Consider the following 15257-nt stretch of genomic DNA (forward strand, 5'->3'; position numbering starts at 1 on the left):
TGCTTTTCCCCGTCAAATACTTCATTGCAAGAATGCGGACGCAGCCCGCCATTAGTGGATGATCTGATCAAGGAAATGACGGGCCCGTTCGCTCTGCGGCGCGGTGAAGAACTGTTCCGGCGGCGCCTGTTCGATGATGCGTCCCTTGTCCATGAACACGACACGGTCGGCGACCTCGCGGGCAAAGCCCATTTCATGCGTCACACAGATCATCGTCATGCCGTCACCCACAAGGGCCTTCATCGTTTCCAGCACTTCCTTGACCATTTCAGGATCGAGGGCCGAGGTGGGCTCGTCGAACAGCATGACCTTCGGCTGCATGCACAGGGCACGGGCGATAGCCACGCGCTGCTGTTGGCCACCGGAGAGCTGTGCGGGAAACTTGCCGGCCTGGTCCGCGATGTGAACGCGCTCGAGCAGCGCGTGTGCACGAAGCTCGGCATCCTTGCGAGACAGACCATGCGCCGACATCGGCGCAAGAACGCAGTTTTCCAGAATGGTCATGTGCGGAAACAGATTGAAGCTTTGGAAGACCATTCCTGTCTCGCGCCGCACCCGATCAATCGAACGGGCGTCATGCTGCAGTTCGATACCATTGACGAAAATCAAGCCGTCATCATGCTTCTCGATGTGATTGATACAACGGATCAGCGTGGATTTTCCGGAGCCGGAGGGTCCACATATGACGATACGCTCGCCCTTTTCCACCGTCAGGTCCACTTCCGTCAGCGCGGTAAAATCACCATAGCGCTTGTAGACGGCTTCCATGCGCAAGGCGTAGCGGTCGGTTATCACCGGGCTTTCGGGTCGAGTAACGGAGTTCATCGCAAACCTGCCTTTCTGAAAGTCAGCGCCGTTTGGCGGGAGTGGATTTGGCATTGCGGTCGAGCGACCGTCCGAAATGATGTTCCAGGCGCTGCTGCACCAGATCCCATATCGAAACCAGGAGCAGGTAGTAGACCGCAGCCGCTGCATAGACTTCGAGGATCTGGAAATTCTCCTGCATCAGCATATCGCTACGCCGCATGATCTCCTCGACCGAGATGACGGAAGCCAGCGATGTTGCTTTCAGCAGTGAATTGACCGAATTGCCGAACGGCGGAATCATCAGTCGAAACGCCTGAGGCAGCATCACGCGCCAGAAGATCGTGCGCCGCGGAACGCTGAGTGCCCAGGCAGCCTCACGCTGTCCCTGCGGCACCGACATGAAGCCGCTGCGAATGATTTCAGCGAGATACGACGCCTCGTGCAGGATAAGCCCCACCAGAGCCGAGCCGGTTACGCCGAGCTTGATGCCAAGCTGCGGCAGACCGGTGTAGATGACGACCAGCTGGATCAGAAGCGGTGTGCCCCGGAAGAACCAGATGTAGAAACGCGCAAAGCCGTAGAGCAACAAGTTCGGCGACATTCGCATCAGTGCGATAATCATGCCCAATATCAGGCCGCCGACGACACCGGCCAGGGCCAGTCCGATGGTGACGCGGACGCCACCCAATAGGAAATAGTTGAAGAGGTAGTCGACAAATGCCGCCGGATCAAAATAGCGCATGTACAGCTCCTGTAGGGCACGCGGCACGAAAGTTCGATGCCGTTGAAGGCCTCAAATCCGCGCGTCTCGCGGTGGTTGATTACCGGGACGCGCGGGAGCGGATTGCGATCAAGTCGGACCGGGGCCGGCGATCTCGACCGGCTCGTCGTCGTTGAGCGGCGTCAATCCGAACTTGTCGAAAAGCGCCTTGTAGCTGCCGTCGGCCCGCATTTCGGTCGTGGCCTTGACGACAGCTTCGGCCACGGCCTTGTTGCGGAAGGACATTGCCGTGCGGGCCGCACCGAGGCCGGACAACACTTCCTTCACCCTTCCCTTGCTCACCAGATCGCGCGCGACACTGTCCACCAACAGCGCATTGTCGGTCTGCCCCGCGAGCAGGGCGCTGACAACATTGGTGGCGGTCGGGAATGTGCGCATTTCAACTGCCGTTGTGCCCTTGGCGACACTTTCGTCGCTGAACTTCTTGAGCCAGTTCATCTGGTAGGTGCTGACCTCGACTGCCGAGGACTTGCCAAGCAGTTCCTCGGGGCTGGAATAGGTGGCGGCACTGTCCGGTGCGACGACCACGGAGACCGACTGGCGACCATTCGGAACCAGATACATCAGCTTGGAACGTTCCTCGGTCCAGAACATGCCGGTGTTCATCCCGTCGATGCGGCCGGCGGCCATGCCTGGGATCATCGCCGGGAAGTCCATACGGACAAGCTCGACCGGCATGCAGAGGCGTTTCGACAGCTCGGCCGCCATCTCGACATTAAGGCCCTGCAACTTGCCATCCTTGTCAACGAATTGCTGCGGCGGATTGGTCGGGTTGATCGATAGCTGCAGCTTGCCTTTTTCGACAAGGTTTTCATCGCTGATGACCGGCGCAGTACAGGCTGCGTTGGCGGCGACTGGTGAAAGTAACAGGGCGGCGAAGGCACTTGCCAGCATTAGGGATTTCATCATGTTCTATCTCCGGAGTTGTGAAACCTTGAATTCAGGTCTTTTCTTGTTTTTATTCCTTGTTCCGTGGCCACTCTCCCCAAGTGGCAACGGCCTAAGCACGTGGCACCCGCCGCTCAGTCGATCGAACGAAGCTGGATGCGGGTAAAGTTCCTGACATGAGGCTCAAAGGGACCGAAGCCCTTGACCCTGAGAAATTCGGGGGTCTCGAATGCCCACCGGCCTGCCACTTGGTAGACTGCAGCGTAACGAGGCCCGTCCCCGACGGATATATAGCGCTTGGCGGATAGCCAGCCGGGACAGGCAAGCAAGTCCGGAAAATGCGTCTCGACATACCAGTTGTTGAATGCAACCTCGTGTTCAGGATCGATGTCGACCCGCACGATATGGGTGAAAGCCTCCTCGTCCGTCATCGTCATCTCGTCAGCACACGCGTATGTCGCCGGCCCTGCGGGCGGCTTCCACGACAGTTGCGATATTTGCAGCGATATCCACCTCGGTCGGCATCATCGGCGGCCTCGGCGCGGCATTCTGGATCACCCCCAGTGCTTTGAGACCGGCCTTCATGCGGGTATGCATGTCGATCAACGGCGACGGTCCGTAGATGGCGCGAACGATCGGGTAGAGCCGTTCGTTGACGGCCCGCATCGAGGCAAGGTCGCCGGCAGCGCTTGCCTGCCACAATTCAGCGAAAAGGTGCGGCGCGAGGCTGCCGAGGCCCGAGAGAATCCCGTCGGCGCCGACAGCCATCTGCGGCAGGAACCAGTTATAGTTCGATGCAAGGATCGACACATCCGGGCTTGCCTTTTTCACGGCCCGCCAGTTCTCGTCATAGGCAAGCATCGTGTCGCTGCCTTCCTTGATGGCGATCACGCCCTCGATCGCCGCCAGTTCACACAGCGTTTCGGTCGAATAGCCGTAGCCGGAAGCAACGGGATACTGGAAGAGCGAGACCGGTATGCCGATCGCTTCGGAAACTGCGCGTACATAGGCAACCGGTGCCCGCGAAGTGGCTGAAGCGCCGCCGCCGAGCGGACCCGGCGGGAACAGGACGGCACAATCTGCCCCGGCGTCCTCGGCCATCTTCGCCTCCGCGATCGCTTCGGCGGTGGAGGTCGCAATGATACCGGCCAGGAGCGGCTTATGCGGAATATGTGCACGGGTGCGCTCCACCACCTCACGGCGCTCGGCAACGGTCAGCAGGCCGCCTTCGCCGGCGTGGCCATTGACGAGTGCGGCGGTCACCCCGTCCGGCGCCACGCAATAGTCGAGCACGTATGAATAATCGTCCCAATCGATCGAAAAATCTTCGCGATAGGGCAGAAGCGTCGCGACAGTCAGGCCTTTCAGATCCGGTATCTTCATCATCGTCCTCATGCTGCTTCTCAGGCCCCCGTTTTCTTGCGGGGGAATTTCAGCGTTGCTTCGGCCTTCAGCACTTCCAGCCCCTCGGTATTGCGGGCACTCGCCTGCCAGATGATCGTGCGGTTCTCCTCCCGTTTCTCGGCGATCCAGACCTCGAAGGTGATGGTGTCGCCATAGACCACAGGCCCGGTAAACCAGAAGCGATCTTCGATGGAGATACCGACCACGCCGACAAGTTCGCTCGTCAATATGCTGGTGCAGAGGCCCGCGACCATGATGCCGGGCGCCAGGCGTTTGCCGAAGCGCGTTGCGCCCGCATAGACCTCGTCGACATGAACGGGACCGAAATCACCGGTCGCCGCGATATAGAGCGCACCATCGGCCTCGGTGATCGTCTTGGATATCGCTGTCCTGTCTCCGACATTCAGGTCGTCGAAGGATTTGAAGTCGTACATCGGCTCAACCCCTGGCCGCGAAGGGAACGAGGCGTGCAGCGCCGGAGATGATTTCCTCACCGGTTCCGCTGTTGATACAGGAGACCTTGCAGATGGCGTCGTCGCCCTCGATCGCGGCAATCTCAGCACTTGCCTGCACGGACTGGCCGATGATGACGGGAGCGAGGAAAGACAGTTCAATGGAGCCAATGCGACGATCGGGGCCACCGAGACGGTTGAGGCAGGTGGTTGCAAGAGCGCTGACGGCAAGCTCGAAGGATACCATGCCCATGGCGCCCGCCTTTTCTGCAGCGCGCGCATCGACATAAAGCGGGCCGAGATTGCCGCTGATACCGGTGAACATTGCCTGTTCGGCGACCGTCATCGTCTTTCGGAAGGAAAAGGTCGCACCGACCGTCAGGGGGGATTGCGTCGTCATCAGAAGTCTTCCTTAGATATTGAGGCCGTTCTTGATCGTGCTGCGGGCAATCAGCATGCGATGAATTTCGGACGTTCCGTCATAGATGCGGGTGACGCGTGCATCGCGATACATCCGCTCCAGGGGCAGTTCCTTGGTAAAGCCCATCCCGCCGAACACCTGGATGGCGCGGTCGACGACACGGCCCTGCATTTCGGATGCCGCAACCTTGATCATCGACACCTTGTCGCGTGGCTCCATGCCCTGATCGATTTCCCATGCGGCGTTGAGCACCATCATCTTGACGCCAAATATCTCGATGGCGCTGTCTGCAATCAGCTTCTGCACCATCTGGAAATCGCCTATCGCCTGGCCGAACTGCCTGCGCTCGCTGGCATAGGTACGCATCATTTCGAGCGCACGGGTCGCCATACCGACAGCGCGGGCGCCGATATGCGCAAGTCGAATTTCGAGGACGCTCTTCATGATCAGTCTAAAGCCGTTTCCGACCTCGCCGAGCACGGCGGATGCTGGAATGCGGCAGTTCTCGAAAGCAAGTTCCGCATGACCGTAGCCCCTATGCCCCATCATCGGCTGGGTGCGGGCCACCTTGAAGCCGGCCGATCCCTTGTCGACCAGGAAAAGCGTGATGCCGCCGCGAGCCCGCTTTTCCTTGTCCGTCAGCGCCATGACGATCACATAGTCGGCAATATCGCCATCGCTGATGAAATGCTTGGTGCCATTGAGCACCCATTCATCGCCATCGAGCTCCGCCGTCGTGCTGATCGAGGCCGCATCCGACCCCGCGCCCGGCTCGGTGATCGCCATGGCGCAAATCTTGTCGCCCCGCACGGTCGGCAGAAGATATTTCTCGCGCTGATCGCCCTCGCAGGCCAGCAACATCGGATATACCTGCCCGAACACGCGGCGGATCAAGGCATCCGAGGTCTTGCCGAACTCCTCTTCGACCAGGCAATGATCGATGCAGGAAAGGCCGCCGCCACCGACATCTTCCGGCATGTTCATCGCATAAAGGCCGAGCTGCTGCGCCTTGGCTTTGACGCGTGCCAGCTTCTCGGGCGGAATGCGGGCGTCGTGTTCCGTCGCTTCCTCAAGCGGCTGAACCTCGGTCTCAACGAATTTGCGGACAGTATCGACCAGCAGCCGGCTATCGTCCGTCAGCGAAAAGTTTATCATCTTGTCTTCCAATCGGCCCGAAGGCGTTATCCCTGATGTGATCGACCCGTTTCGGCCTGTCCGATCACACCCATTTCGATCAGCCTGTCCTGCCTCTCGGCCGACATGCCCAGTTCCGTCATGATCTCCCGACTGTCCGTTCCGGCATAAAGCGGCATGCGCCGCATGGCTGGCGAACCCCCGTCATAGCGCAGGGGATGGTTGATCAGTGTCGCTGTCTTGCCGTTAACCTCGATCTCGCCGAAAACGCCCATATGCCTTGCCTGCGGATCGTCCAACAGATCCTCGTAAGACTGCACGCGCTCAAACCAGACACCGTGGCTGTTGAACAGGCTCTCGACATCGGCAAAACAGAGCGGTGCAAGGATCCCGGCCAGGGTCGCCGCATAGCGGTCCCGCTCGGCATAGCGGTCGATCGAGCGCAACTGCCGCAATATGTCGCTGTCAAGCGCATCGGCAAGCTTCGTGGCATCGTTCATCGACAGCACGATGCGCGCATCGGCAAGCGTGTAGAGCCCGTAAGGCGCATCATGATACCAGCTGCCGCAATTGCGACCGCGCTTGAGCTTGCTCGCCCGATCGGGCGCGGCATAATATTTGGTCAGCGCTTCCACCTGAAGGTCGATCGCAGCCGCAAACAGGCTCGATTCCACTCTGGCTCCCTCGCCTGTCTGCAGCCGGCGCACATAGGCGCCGAGCACGCCCATGGCAAGCAGCGAGCCGCCATGCTGGTCGATTACGGCAGCGCCAACGACCGAGGGACCTTCCTCCCCGCCGCCGGTTGCCGCCACCAGTCCCGAACGCGCCTGCATCAGCAGATCCTGGCCCGGCCGCTTGGCTGCCGGCCCGGTTGCCCCAAGCCCGGAGGCAGACGCATAGATGATCGTCGGATTGAACGCGCGCACCGCCTCATAGCCAAGACCCAACCTATCGAGCACCCCGGGCCGGTAGTTCTCCACCAGCACGTCGGCGTCCGCGATCAATGCGCGTGCGATCGCCAGGCCTTCTTCGGATTTCAGGTCGATGGCGATCGACCGCTTGTTGCGGTTTACCGCCAGTGAAAAGGCACTGACATCGGTAACCCAGGAATTGCCTCCGGACCAGTGCCGCTCGAAGGCGCCTTTGAGCGGCTCGACCTTGATGACATCGGCCCCCATATCGGCAAGGTACTGGCAGCAGGCCGGTCCCTGCAGATAGTGGCAGAAACTGATGACCTTCATCCCGATCTTCATCGAACCCGCCATCATTGCACTCCGACGGCGGATGCCGCGAAAAGCGCCTCGATCTCGGCCTCGCTGTAGCCTGCCTCGCCAAGGACCTCGCGGGTCTGGGCGCCGAGGCGCTGCGGCACAAGCTTGATTTCGGGAGACTTGCCGTCATAGCGGGCCGGGTGCATGACCATCGTCACGTTCTGGCCATAAGCGCCTTCGACGGTCTTGAAGGCTTGCATGTGCTCAAGCTGCGGGTCGGCCCGCAGGTCTTCATAGTCCTGAACCGGCGCATGCCAGATCTTGCCGGCCTCGAGCCCGGGCAGCCAGTCTGAAGTCGCCTTTTCCTTGAGCGTGTCAGCGACGAGACGGGTAATCTCCTCGCGACGGGCGAAACTGTCGGCATCCGTGAAATCTTCGAGCGCCTTTATGCCGAGCGCCGCAGCAAGCGCCCTGGGCGCCGCCATCGACAGGGCGAGATGACCGTCGGCTGTCGCGTGGATGCCATAGGGACCGGGGGAAAACCACGACGCGATACCCGAGGGACCGCGCGAAGTGGGTGACGCGGCACCATTCAGCCAGGCCGTCAGCGGCTCGACCTGCAAGTCGATTGCCGCGAGGTAGAGATTCACCTCGACAAGTCGGCCAGCCCCTGTCTTCGCCTTGGCAAACAGAGCGGCCAGGATCGCCATCGCATAGAGCGAGGCTGCGTGCTGGTCGACGATCACGGCCCCCACGGGCGTCGGCGCTCCGTCTGCCCGGCCGGTACGAGCAGCGAGACCGGACATCGCCTGCAGGAGCAGGTCCTGGCCCGGCCGGTCGCGATAGGGACCGTCGCCGCCGAAACCCGTCGCGACAGCATATATGATGCCGGGATTGATGGCTTTCAGCGCTTCGTAACCGAGACCGAGCTTTTCCATCGTGCCGGGCCGAAAATTCTCCATCACCACGTCGGCCGTCGCAACCAGCTTCTTCACGGCCGCGAGCCCTTGCGGGTTCTTCAGGTCGACCGCAATGCTGCGCTTGTTGCGGCCAGTCGCCAGATGATTGACGCTGTCTCCTTCGACGAAACGGTTGGCAACAGCCCAATTGCGCTGGAAAGCGCCCTCGACAGGCTCCACGGCGATGACATCCGCTCCCAGATCGGCGAGCGTCTGGGCAGCGAGCGGACCTGCCAGGAAGTGATTGAAGCTGAGGATCTTAACGCCGCTCAAGAGAGTCATCGACACACGCACGCCTTCTAGCTCTGACTATTTTTTACTCAGAGGCAAGCCGTGCCGCCGAATGAGGCAATTATAGGAGGGCGAATTCATACATGACAATATCGACGTCAATTATATTATTCATTGAATTCATATTCTCGTTGAATATATTTCATTGAAATAGCTGCCTTTTTCGAGGATCGCGATGCGATGAACTTACGTCAATTGGAAATTCTGGCGGCTGTGGTGCGGACCCACTCGACCATCGCGGCAGCGCAGGATCTCGGAATGTCCCAGCCGGCCGTCTCCAATTCCATCAAAAGCGCCGAAGCCTCGCTCGGGTTCCTTCTGTTCGAGAGGGTCAATAATCGCCTCATACCGACGCCCGAGGCGCAGGTTCTGCTTGCCGATGCAGAACATCTCTTCCTGATGCGCGATGCAGTGATGCAGACAGCCAGTTACCTGAAGGCGGGGCGCAAGGGGAGCATCCGGGTGGCGGCGACCGCCGAACTTTCGGAATCGCTCATGCCCCAGTTGATATCGCGGTTTCTGCAGAATCACCTCGGTGTCGATGTCTCGCTCGAGACGCACCGCTTGGACACGGTCCTCAACTATGTAGAGACAGGCGTATCGGATATCGGCTTCGCCATGGAGCCCTATCCACGACCGACCCTGGACCAGACCCCGCTCGCCACGCTCGACATGGTCTGTGCGTTCTCCGCAAAGAGCGAACTGGGCAGGCTGCAGTTCGTCACGCCCGTCGATATCGACCAGATGCCGATGCTGAAGGCCGGCTCAGGCAGCCGCATCAACAAACTGATCGAGGAGGCCTTTCAGAAAAGCCGCGTGGCTTTCAACCCCAGCGTCGACGTCCGCTTCATGAACGTGGCCAGTTACTGCGTCGAGCAGGGCGTCGGCGTCGCCATCATCGATGAATTGACCGCGTCCTGCCGGCCTCACACTGCAATGCGCACCCTGCCATTTCGACCGCGCGTCCAGATCACCCTCGCCGCTGTCAGCTCCAATTCGCGTCCTCAACAACGGCTGGTAAAATCATTGGTGAAATATGCGCGAGAGGAGATATCGCAGCGCCTGCGACAAGTGTCAAAAGAACGCTCCCTAAAGGGAACGTAGCTCACATTTCCCCGTCGCCTTTGAAAACTTGGCCCTTGTAGTCATGTCGAACCTCTTCAGCGGCGTCGGCCTGAATTGCGAGATGCGTCTAAAATCACTTGAACCCACCACCCTTCCGTTGCTTCGTGGAAGCGTAGGTGTCTCCCAGTTGTCCCGCCAGTTCGTAACGGGCCCGGCTTAGGCTGACCAGGCCGGCAGTCGCCGCGCAGCCGGCAGAAATGGCCACCGCAGATTCCAGTGCAGCGGAGAGCGGCAGCGTTGCGAAGATGATTGACATCGAGATTCCACCCAAGGTCTGGCCGAGAAGCCGCGCGGTGCCCTGCATAGCGCCGGCCGCGCCGTTTCGCGCTTTCGGTGCGGAAAGGAGCAGAACCCGGTTGTTCGGCGTCTGGAACAGTCCGAATCCGAGGCCGGCAATCACCGTGCCGGCCAGAAATGCGATACCTCTCGGATCGGCCGGGCTGAAAGCGGCAACAAGGAGGCCGACGCTCATCAGCATCCCGCCTGTGGCGCAAAGCCATGCGGTCTTGACACGGTTTGCCAGACGCCCCGAAACCGGTGCGATGATCGCGGTCGCAATGGGCCAGGGCATCATGTAGAGCCCGGCCGAAACTGGTGTCATGTGCATTGTGTGCTGAAGATAGAAGGGGAGCGCGATGTAACTCAACATCTGGCCGCAGAAGCAGGATATCGAGGCGATGACCGCCACTCGGAATGCCGGTGCCGCCAGCAGATCCGTCGGAATGATCGGCGCCTCGCTACTGCGTTCCAGGCGCAGCAGGACAAGAAGGCAAGCGACCGAGGCGGCGACGAGGACCGCACCGCTCACCGGCGCGGTCGCTATCTGGTCGGCACCGCAGAAGAACAGGATGAACATCAGTGTGTTGGCCAGCAATGCCTTCGCGTTCAACTTCCGCTTTTTGCCCTCGACTTGCGCCAGCAAGCCGCCGCCGATGAGAACGATGGCGCCAAGAGGTATATTGACCGCAAACAACCAGGGCCAGGTCGTGACGGAAAGGACGGCGCCAGCAATTCCGGGGCCTGCCGCGGAAGAAATGGCAATAACCATGGCGTTGACGCCTATGATCGGACCAAGCATGTGCTGCGGCAACACCGAACGCAGGTTCATCATGGCGAGCGCCATGATCGCGCCCGCGCCAATACCCTGCACGAAACGAGCCAGGATTAGGACGGGAAGGTCGCCCGCGAAGGCGCAGGCCGCGGAAGCTGCAGTGAACAATGCGACGCCAATCAAGAAGACCCGCCGCGGGCCGTAGATTTCGCCCAGCGCGCCACACGGAAGAAGGGCCACCAGCACGGCCAGCTGATAGGCCGAGACCACCCATACGGTGCTTTCCGCCTGCGCGTGCAGCGAGAGCGCGATAGACGGCAAGGCGACGTTGGCAATGGCTCCGTCCAGGACGACGAGAACGGCCGCTAAAAGTATGAATATTGTGGCCAGGTACCGTCGAGGCGATGCCAGGCCGTCATTTGAAAGCGGCGCAGTGGAGGTGATGGACATAGAGAAACTCCCAGTCGTTGCCGGATGACCGACTAGTTAGCGCCAATCGGATGATGGCGCCAGACGCAACGAAGTCAACTGACAGTTGCGTACAACGCCATACTTGAGTAAATGAGCAATATGTCCGATCTCGACCTCAACCTTTTGGTGGCGCTGGATGCCTTGCTGCAGGAAAAAAGCGTGACTGCCGCCGCGCGCCGGCTCGGCCTCAGTACGTCCGCCATGAGCCGGACGCTGTCGCGGTTGAGGGCGAGGCTAGGCGATCCGATCCTGGTACCGGCGGGGCGTGGCATGGTTGCGACCCAGCATGCCTTGGCGATTGCCGCCGACGTGCATTCGTTGAGGGCCGCCGTGCAAACCGTGCTCAGTCCAGCATCGACCGTCGATATCCGGGACGTACGGCGCCATTTCACCATCCGTGCCAATGAGGCATTCGTGCTTATCTTCGCCGCCGACCTGAGCGCCGCTGTGGCCGACGCGGCCCCAGGAATAAAGCTTCGGTTTGCGCCGAGGTCGGACAAGGATGTTCAATCCCTGCGAGACGCCGCAGTGGATCTGGACATCGGCGTCCTCCCGTCGGAGAGTGGAGAACTGCGTTGCCAGACCCTTTTCGAAGACCGGTACGTCGGTCTCGCAAAGACAGGTCACCCGATTTTCGATGCCAAGCAGATCACGATCGGAAGCTATGCCGCCTGGGGACACGTGGTCTTTTCACCGCAGGCGGATTTTGCCGGTCCGGTTGACAGGGCGCTCGCTGAACTCGGCGTTTACCGCGATGTCAGGCTAATAGTGCCAAGCTTTCCAGCGGTGATCGCCGTCGCGGCGGCATCCGATTTGATCGGCGCGATTCCGAAGTCGTATCATAAATCCGCCGCCACCAGCCAGATCAGGACATTCGAGCTGCCGGTCGCCGTTCCGAGTTTCGACATCGTACAGGCGTGGCACCCGCGTATGGATGCCGACCCCGTTCATCGTTGGCTGAGGGCGTTGATTTTTGAGACGTTCAAATCGATGAAATGAGTACACCCTCGCTCATGACGGCTATCGGCGCAAACCTGAAGTCTGCGCCCAACGCGCTTTGCAAGGCGCAGCCGGTTGATTTACGGCACCAACCAGCCCAGTCGTCCGCCTGGCCGTGATGCAGTTGCTCGACCTTAAATTCTTGGAAGCACACGAGGATGCACTTCAATAGGGTCTGGCGAAACGGAAAATGGTTCCATCCGCGTCAGCGCTTGACAAGATTGATGTACGCACCTCATCTTGAGGCATTCAGAAATGTCCCTTGGGAGGAGAGGTATGGACCCTAAATTCGTCATCGACAGCGAAGAAGCGTTGCGCGGCCTTTACGCGGCCACGCATGACCTCGCCATACAGAAGTTTCAAGAAAGCCTTGGGGTACATGCGCAAGCGTTTATCCGACGTTCGCCGTTCCTTTGTCTGGGCACGCAGGATCTAAACGGCCGGGCGGATGTGAGCCCACGTGGCGACCCGCCCGGGTTCGTCAGTATTCTGGACGACAGGACATTGGCGATCCCTGACCGTCCAGGCAACAACCGGTTGGACAGCCTTACCAACATCATAGCAAATCCCGCTGTGGGGCTCTTGTTCATGATCCCAGGCTTCGACGACACCCTGCGCGTCAATGGAGTAGCACGCATCGTCACTGACCCGACTCTTCTCGGAACCATGTCTGTCAAAAACCGTGTGCCCACCCTCGCGATAGTGGTGCATGTCCGCGAGGTCTTCCTGCATTGCGCAAAGGCTCTCAGGCGCTCGCATCTCTGGGATACAGCCTACCATCAGGATCGCAAACAGATGCCGTCGCTGATCAAGATGATACTTGATGAAACGACCGGAGCGCCGGGAGAAGACGAAATGCGAAAGATCGATGCGGGTTTGGAGGAGGACTACAAGCAGACGATGTACTAGAATCATCCATCTGCGAGTCCCGGTAAGGTCAATGTCCCTTTATACAAAATCATGGCTGTTCATGGCTTGGGCAGTTCTTCTGCTCCTGACTTTCGATAGCTGGCTGCCACTCTTCCAGACCGTCTTTGGAACGAGCGGGACATATCCTGCAATGGTGTTCTGGGCCGGTCACGGCCTCGTCATGTTATTCTTCTTCGTCTGCCCGAACTGCGGGTTTTCCCTGTTCAGAAGCGAGACTTCGTTCTTGTGGATCACCCACCCATGGCCAAACAAGAAATGTTCTCGCTGCGGACGAGACCATACCAGCTGAGTTGGAGCGGTATGCCGCAGCATTCGTCAAGCAAAATTACCTCAAAGTAAAGTTTACGATGCCCTCACCGTGGGGGCTTCAAAGACGACAACGCGATCTTTTTATTCCTCCAAGCTATAGCTGTATCCATTCTTCTCAGTAGTCAACGAACGAACTGTCTCTTATGCCTTTGAAAGGCAGCACTCCTTTCGAATGCGCTGCAACATCATTCGCGCTCTAGATGCGAAGAGACGAAGCAGTACAGGGATTGTTCTGAATGGTGCTTCTCAATTATCTGACACGGATCCAATTTGGCTTTGGATCCTTGGCTCTGCTAAAGGGGAAGTGCGATATTCTCGGCATGCGCCGGCCCTTGATCGTGGCCGATGTGGGCGTGCACAAGGCGGGCATCCCTGACCTGGTTCTTGAACAGCTTTCGCCGCAAACGGTCGTCACCGTTTTTGACGCCACGCCGCCCAGTCGAAACGACGTTCTTTTGCCCGCTGCATTCAACAATGATGCCGCCTCGGCTGCGCAGGAGCAGAAGATCGAGCGCCTTGCTCATGTGGCGGGCATAGCCAGAACGCCCGAAATCGACACGACCATCCAACACCGGTCCGCGCCAAGCTTCGCAGGACGATCTGGGTCACCGTTGTACCGGCCGGCCGGTGCAACGGAAGCACATCTTCGCACATACAACAAAAAAAATAATAGGAGGAATACTTGATGATACCTGGAAATTCCGCAGCACAGCCGATTGTCTCAGAGGCCGCGGCGGCCGTGCTTCGCAAGGCCACGTGGCGCATTGTGCCGCTCTTCGTCGCCTGTTTCGTAATGTCCTATCTCGATCGCGTGAATGTCAGTTTCGCCAAGCTGCAAATGCAGAGCGAATTGGGGCTCTCCGAAGCCGCGTATGGCTTGGGCGCCAGCATCTTTTTTGTCGGTTATCTTTTGTTCGAGGTCCCGAGCAACATCATCCTCGCCAGAGTGGGATCACGGCGCTGGATCGCTCGCATCATGATCAGCTGGGGCATCGCTTCGGCTGCCATGATGTTTGTACGCTCCGAAACGGTGTTCTACCTATTGCGCTTTCTGCTGGGCGTTCTGGAAGCGGGCTTCGTCCCAGGCGTGGTATTTTGCTTCATGCACTGGTTCCCGGCCAGCCTGCGCGGCCGTATCAATTCCTGGTTCTTCATGTCCATCGCGCTCTGCGGCCTCATCGGCGGTCCAATCTCCGGCGCCATCATGAAATACATGAATGAGATTGGCGGCTTGGCGGGCTGGCAGTGGCTGTTCCTGCTTGAGGGCATTCCCTCGGTCCTTCTCGGCCTGCTGGTCCTGATCCTGCTCGACGACCGCGTCGACGACGCCAAGTGGCTAACCGCGCACGAAAAGGAGCTGCTGAAGGCCCGCCTTGCCCAGGATCCGAAGGTCAGCGATAACCATTCCTTCAGCGCCGCGCTCAAGGAGCCGTCCACCTACGTCTTTTCGCTGATCTATCTCGGTCTTGCCATGGGCATTTACGGCATCATATTCTGGATGCCGCAGCTTGTGAAAACTGCGGGCACCACCGACACCTTCGTCATCGGGCTCATCACCATGATTCCCTATGTGGTGGCGTTGGCTTTGATTCCGTTGATCGCCCGCAGTTCTGATCGTATGGGCGAGCGCCGCTGGCATCTCGTGGGCTGTGCGGTAGCGGGAATGGTGGGCTATGTGATGTGCGGAGCGTTCGGCAACAGTCTGTTCGCGTTGCTGATCGGCCTCTCCGTGGCGGCCACCGGCATCATTGGCTCTTTCGGCCTGTTCTGGATGCTGCCGGCGCGGGTGCTCAGCGGCATGGCCGCAGCGGCAGGCATAGCGCTCATCAATTCCATCGGCCAGATTGGCGGCATCATCGGCCCCTACGCCGTCGGTCTGGTGAAAGACGCCACGGGCAGTGCGGATATGGCCCTTTACGGCATCGCGGCGGTATGTGGCATCTCCGGCGTGTTGATCGCCTGGTGCTTGCCGCGCAACCTCTATCAGCGCGACCATCGGGTGACGGCATTGTCAGGTTGATTTC

The 15257-nt window shown here is 59.5% G+C and carries 16 protein-coding genes; 5 read left to right on the plus strand and 11 right to left on the minus strand.

Going from position 1 to position 15257, the window contains the following annotated elements; genetic code table 11:
- Positions 1-51: 51 nt before the first annotated feature.
- The 10 genes from M8997_RS15505 to M8997_RS15550 all read right to left on the minus strand — a co-directional run bounded on the left by M8997_RS15505 (position 52) and on the right by M8997_RS15550 (position 8339).
- Positions 52-825 (minus strand): amino acid ABC transporter ATP-binding protein, encoded by a 774-nt coding sequence (locus tag M8997_RS15505; protein WP_250015033.1) that lies wholly within the window; start codon positions 823-825, stop codon positions 52-54.
- 22 nt (positions 826-847) lie between these two features.
- Positions 848-1549 (minus strand): amino acid ABC transporter permease, encoded by a 702-nt coding sequence (locus tag M8997_RS15510; RefSeq protein WP_250015035.1) that lies wholly within the window; start codon positions 1547-1549, stop codon positions 848-850.
- A 108-nt stretch (positions 1550-1657) separates the two neighbouring features.
- A complete protein-coding gene (locus tag M8997_RS15515) occupies positions 1658-2497 on the minus strand; it encodes an ABC transporter substrate-binding protein (protein ID WP_250015038.1) in 840 nt (279 codons plus the stop codon).
- A 113-nt stretch (positions 2498-2610) separates the two neighbouring features.
- On the minus strand, positions 2611-2907 hold the full coding sequence (locus M8997_RS15520; RefSeq protein WP_250015040.1) for a DUF4286 family protein: 297 nt from the start codon (positions 2905-2907) through the stop codon (positions 2611-2613).
- Between the two features lie 10 nt (positions 2908-2917).
- Positions 2918-3862 carry a dihydrodipicolinate synthase family protein gene (locus tag M8997_RS15525; protein ID WP_252597209.1) on the minus strand — a complete coding sequence of 315 codons (945 nt, stop codon included), beginning with the start codon at positions 3860-3862 and terminating at the stop codon, positions 2918-2920.
- 17 nt (positions 3863-3879) lie between these two features.
- On the minus strand, positions 3880-4314 hold the full coding sequence (locus M8997_RS15530; protein WP_250015044.1) for a MaoC/PaaZ C-terminal domain-containing protein: 435 nt from the start codon (positions 4312-4314) through the stop codon (positions 3880-3882).
- Between the two features lie 4 nt (positions 4315-4318).
- Complete coding sequence (locus M8997_RS15535) at positions 4319-4732, minus strand: MaoC/PaaZ C-terminal domain-containing protein (RefSeq protein WP_250015046.1); 414 nt, start codon at positions 4730-4732, stop codon at positions 4319-4321.
- Between the two features lie 12 nt (positions 4733-4744).
- Positions 4745-5908, minus strand: coding sequence for an acyl-CoA dehydrogenase family protein (locus M8997_RS15540; RefSeq protein ID WP_250015048.1), 1164 nt, complete (start codon positions 5906-5908; stop codon positions 4745-4747).
- 26 nt (positions 5909-5934) lie between these two features.
- The gene (locus M8997_RS15545) at positions 5935-7152 is read right to left on the minus strand and encodes a CaiB/BaiF CoA-transferase family protein (RefSeq protein ID WP_250015050.1); all 1218 of its coding nucleotides are present in this window, start codon (positions 7150-7152) and stop codon (positions 5935-5937) included.
- Entirely contained in the window at positions 7152-8339 is a 1188-nt protein-coding gene (locus M8997_RS15550) for a CaiB/BaiF CoA-transferase family protein (protein ID WP_250015455.1), read from the minus strand. Before M8997_RS15550 ends, M8997_RS15545 begins: the two co-directional genes overlap by 1 nt.
- A 189-nt stretch (positions 8340-8528) precedes the next feature.
- On the opposite strand from M8997_RS15550, the gene M8997_RS15555 reads away from it, so the two are divergent.
- Positions 8529-9452 (plus strand): LysR family transcriptional regulator, encoded by a 924-nt coding sequence (locus tag M8997_RS15555; protein WP_250015052.1) that lies wholly within the window; start codon positions 8529-8531, stop codon positions 9450-9452.
- 94 nt (positions 9453-9546) lie between these two features.
- Here the strand turns inward: M8997_RS15555 and M8997_RS15560 are convergent, their stop codons facing one another.
- Entirely contained in the window at positions 9547-10974 is a 1428-nt protein-coding gene (locus tag M8997_RS15560; RefSeq protein WP_250015055.1) for an MFS transporter, read from the minus strand.
- Between the two features lie 120 nt (positions 10975-11094).
- Here M8997_RS15560 and M8997_RS15565 point away from each other — a divergent pair, with 120 nt between their 5' ends.
- The 4 genes from M8997_RS15565 to M8997_RS15580 all read left to right on the plus strand — a co-directional run bounded on the left by M8997_RS15565 (position 11095) and on the right by M8997_RS15580 (position 15253).
- Positions 11095-11994 carry a LysR family transcriptional regulator gene (locus tag M8997_RS15565; RefSeq protein ID WP_250015057.1) on the plus strand — a complete coding sequence of 300 codons (900 nt, stop codon included), beginning with the start codon at positions 11095-11097 and terminating at the stop codon, positions 11992-11994.
- Positions 11995-12270: 276 nt separating this feature from the next.
- Positions 12271-12903, plus strand: a complete 633-nt coding sequence (locus tag M8997_RS15570) for a pyridoxamine 5'-phosphate oxidase family protein (protein ID WP_250015059.1) — start codon at positions 12271-12273, stop codon at positions 12901-12903.
- Positions 12904-13469: 566 nt separating this feature from the next.
- Positions 13470-13919 carry a hypothetical protein gene (locus M8997_RS15575; RefSeq protein ID WP_250015061.1) on the plus strand — a complete coding sequence of 150 codons (450 nt, stop codon included), beginning with the start codon at positions 13470-13472 and terminating at the stop codon, positions 13917-13919.
- Entirely contained in the window at positions 13919-15253 is a 1335-nt protein-coding gene (locus M8997_RS15580; protein WP_250015065.1) for an MFS transporter, read from the plus strand. Before M8997_RS15575 ends, M8997_RS15580 begins: the two co-directional genes overlap by 1 nt.
- The last annotated feature ends 4 nt before the right edge of the window (positions 15254-15257 follow it).

The organism is Phyllobacterium sp. 21LDTY02-6 (assembly GCF_023554255.2).
Classification (GTDB): domain Bacteria; phylum Pseudomonadota; class Alphaproteobacteria; order Rhizobiales; family Rhizobiaceae; genus Phyllobacterium.

What these genes read in the sequence shown, in the direction of transcription:
- M8997_RS15505 (WP_250015033.1), bottom strand. Translation starts at nt 825, where the DNA reads ATGAACTCCGTTACTCGACCCGAAAGCCCGGTGATAACCGACCGCTAC.
- M8997_RS15510 (WP_250015035.1), bottom strand. Translation starts at nt 1,549, where the DNA reads ATGCGCTATTTTGATCCGGCGGCATTTGTCGACTACCTCTTCAACTAT.
- M8997_RS15515 (WP_250015038.1), bottom strand. Translation starts at nt 2,497, where the DNA reads ATGATGAAATCCCTAATGCTGGCAAGTGCCTTCGCCGCCCTGTTACTT.
- M8997_RS15520 (WP_250015040.1), bottom strand. Translation starts at nt 2,907, where the DNA reads ATGACGGACGAGGAGGCTTTCACCCATATCGTGCGGGTCGACATCGAT.
- M8997_RS15525 (WP_252597209.1), bottom strand. Translation starts at nt 3,862, where the DNA reads ATGATGAAGATACCGGATCTGAAAGGCCTGACTGTCGCGACGCTTCTG.
- M8997_RS15530 (WP_250015044.1), bottom strand. Translation starts at nt 4,314, where the DNA reads ATGTACGACTTCAAATCCTTCGACGACCTGAATGTCGGAGACAGGACA.
- M8997_RS15535 (WP_250015046.1), bottom strand. Translation starts at nt 4,732, where the DNA reads ATGACGACGCAATCCCCCCTGACGGTCGGTGCGACCTTTTCCTTCCGA.
- M8997_RS15540 (WP_250015048.1), bottom strand. Translation starts at nt 5,908, where the DNA reads ATGATAAACTTTTCGCTGACGGACGATAGCCGGCTGCTGGTCGATACT.
- M8997_RS15545 (WP_250015050.1), bottom strand. Translation starts at nt 7,152, where the DNA reads ATGGCGGGTTCGATGAAGATCGGGATGAAGGTCATCAGTTTCTGCCAC.
- M8997_RS15550 (WP_250015455.1), bottom strand. Translation starts at nt 8,339, where the DNA reads ATGACTCTCTTGAGCGGCGTTAAGATCCTCAGCTTCAATCACTTCCTG.
- M8997_RS15555 (WP_250015052.1), top strand. Translation starts at nt 8,529, where the DNA reads ATGAACTTACGTCAATTGGAAATTCTGGCGGCTGTGGTGCGGACCCAC.
- M8997_RS15560 (WP_250015055.1), bottom strand. Translation starts at nt 10,974, where the DNA reads ATGTCCATCACCTCCACTGCGCCGCTTTCAAATGACGGCCTGGCATCG.
- M8997_RS15565 (WP_250015057.1), top strand. Translation starts at nt 11,095, where the DNA reads ATGTCCGATCTCGACCTCAACCTTTTGGTGGCGCTGGATGCCTTGCTG.
- M8997_RS15570 (WP_250015059.1), top strand. Translation starts at nt 12,271, where the DNA reads ATGGACCCTAAATTCGTCATCGACAGCGAAGAAGCGTTGCGCGGCCTT.
- M8997_RS15575 (WP_250015061.1), top strand. Translation starts at nt 13,470, where the DNA reads ATGGTGCTTCTCAATTATCTGACACGGATCCAATTTGGCTTTGGATCC.
- M8997_RS15580 (WP_250015065.1), top strand. Translation starts at nt 13,919, where the DNA reads ATGATACCTGGAAATTCCGCAGCACAGCCGATTGTCTCAGAGGCCGCG.